Consider the following 1868-nt stretch of genomic DNA (forward strand, 5'->3'; position numbering starts at 1 on the left):
GTCCTGCCGGGCGCCGACGTTTTCCCCGCACAGGTAATAGGCTGGACGCAGTCAGCCCGTTACCAACCCCTGGAAGGACCCCCGTGGAGCTCGCCTCGTACGCCGATCTGGCCGTCCGGCTGGTGAACACCGAGGAGCCCGAGCGCGGCACCGACTCGCTGACCTCGGTGGATGCGGTGCGCGGACTGTTCTCGGACGCGTCCCGGGCCCGCGACCTCGCCGACGAATCCGACCTGCCCCGGCTGCGGGCCGTCCGCACCCGGCTGCGCGGAGTCTTCGAGGCCGCCGCCGAGGGCGACGAGTTCCGCAGCGTCGACCTGCTGAACAGCCTGCTCATGGAGTTCCCGGTCAGCCCGCTGGTCTCCGGCCACGACTACCTGGACGCCGCCGGCCAGCCCCGCTGGCACCTGCACCTCGCCGACAACTCCCCCACCGCCACCGCGCACTTCAGCGCCGTCGCCTGCATGGGCCTGGCCGTCCACCTGACCGAGACGGGCGCCGACCGGCTCGGCATCTGCCAGGCCGCACCCTGCCGCAACTCCTACCTGGACACCTCGACCAACCGGTCCCGGCGGTACTGCTCCGACCGCTGCGCGACCCGCGCCAACGTCGCCGCCTACCGGGCCCGCAAGCGGCTGGAGGCCCAGGAGGCCGCCACCGCCGGCCAGGGCTGAGGGCCCGGGCCTACGCCCGGCTCCCCCGGATCTCCTCCGGGCGGACCCAGACGCCGCAGCGCCGGGCCAGGCCGGGGATCCGGGCCAGCGGGGTGGAGAGCAGCAGGCGCTCCAGCCCGCGGCCGGGGGCCAGCCAGGCCGGGCGCGGGCGCAGCCGCAGCAGCACCCGGCCGAGCACCAGCTCGTCCGGGACCGCGCCGTAGCTGCGGCTGTCGCTGTCGACCGGCCGGTTGTCGGAGAGCAGCCACCAGCCCTTGGGGCGCCGGGCGTCGGCCCGTTTGACCACCAGCAGGTCCTGCTGGAACGGGTGACGGAACACCACCACCGCGCCCGGCCTGATCCGTGCTCCGTACCGGACCAGCAGCTGGTCCCCCTCCCGCAGCGTCGGCACCATCGAGTCGCCCGCCACGTCGATCAGCCCGAACGGCGCGCCGCCCCCCGGGGTGCCGTCCTCCGGTTCCGCGCTCCGTGCCACGACTCGTCCTCCCGGCTCGCGCCCGCGTCCTCGGCTCCCAAGTCTGCCGTACGGACCGTCACCCGCCGGTGTCCGGATTGGCCGGGTTCCGGCTCGGCCTTTTGCCCTAGGCCCGCCGCCCGATCGCGAAACCCCGCGACCGGCGGGGTAATCTCGGCCGCGGGAAGACGATCTAAGGAAGGACTCCCATGTTCTCTCGTCTGTTTGCACCGCGTGCCACCGCGCACGCCCACTGCGACCTGCCCTGCGGCGTGTACGACCCCGCCCAGGCGCGGATCGAGGCCGAGTCGGTGAAGGCCACTCAGGAGAAGTACCAGGCCAACGAGGACGCGCACTTCCGCGCCCGCGCCGTCATCATCAAGGAGCAGCGCGCGGAGGCCGTCAAGCACCACATCTCGGTGCTCTGGAGCGACTACTTCAAGGCCCCGCACTTCGAGAAGTACCCGCAGCTGCACCAGCTGATCAACGACACCCTGAAGGCCGCCTCGGCCGCCAAGGCGTCGACCGACCCGGCCACCGGCCAGGCCCTGCTCGACCTGATCGCCGAGGTCGACAAGATCTTCTGGGAGACCAAGCAGGGCTGACCCCCGGTCAGCACCCCTCGGCCGCCCCCCGGCGCACCCCCCGAAGGGGGCGGGCGTGCGTTCACCGCGGGGCGGGCCCCCCCCCCCCCCCGGCCCCGCGCGGCGGGCCCCCCCCGGGGGGCGCCGCGCCCCCCC

3 protein-coding genes are annotated in these 1868 nt (G+C 74.1%); 2 read left to right on the plus strand and 1 reads right to left on the minus strand.

Features of this window, described 5'->3' with window-relative positions; translation table 11 throughout:
* The first annotated feature begins 83 nt into the window (after window positions 1-83).
* Window positions 84-674: a CGNR zinc finger domain-containing protein gene (locus ACFWOG_RS40755; RefSeq protein WP_329952260.1), complete on the plus strand. Its 591-nt coding sequence runs from the start codon at window positions 84-86 to the stop codon at window positions 672-674.
* Window positions 675-684: 10 nt separating this feature from the next.
* Here the strand turns inward: ACFWOG_RS40755 and sodX are convergent, their stop codons facing one another.
* Window positions 685-1068, minus strand: coding sequence for a nickel-type superoxide dismutase maturation protease (sodX, locus tag ACFWOG_RS40760; RefSeq protein ID WP_380364793.1), 384 nt, complete (start codon window positions 1066-1068; stop codon window positions 685-687).
* Between the two features lie 269 nt (window positions 1069-1337).
* On the opposite strand from sodX, the gene sodN reads away from it, so the two are divergent.
* Window positions 1338-1733, plus strand: a complete 396-nt coding sequence (sodN, locus tag ACFWOG_RS40765) for a superoxide dismutase, Ni (RefSeq protein WP_030392857.1) — start codon at window positions 1338-1340, stop codon at window positions 1731-1733.
* The last annotated feature ends 135 nt before the right edge of the window (window positions 1734-1868 follow it).

This window comes from Kitasatospora sp. NPDC058406 (genome assembly GCF_042722765.1).
Lineage (GTDB): Bacteria > Actinomycetota > Actinomycetes > Streptomycetales > Streptomycetaceae > Kitasatospora.

Excerpts from the sequence above, each read along its gene's own strand:
- sodN (WP_030392857.1), top strand. The coding sequence starts at position 1,338 with ATGTTCTCTCGTCTGTTTGCACCGCGTGCCACCGCGCACGCCCACTGC.
- sodX (WP_380364793.1), bottom strand. The coding sequence starts at position 1,068 with ATGGTGCCGACGCTGCGGGAGGGGGACCAGCTGCTGGTCCGGTACGGA.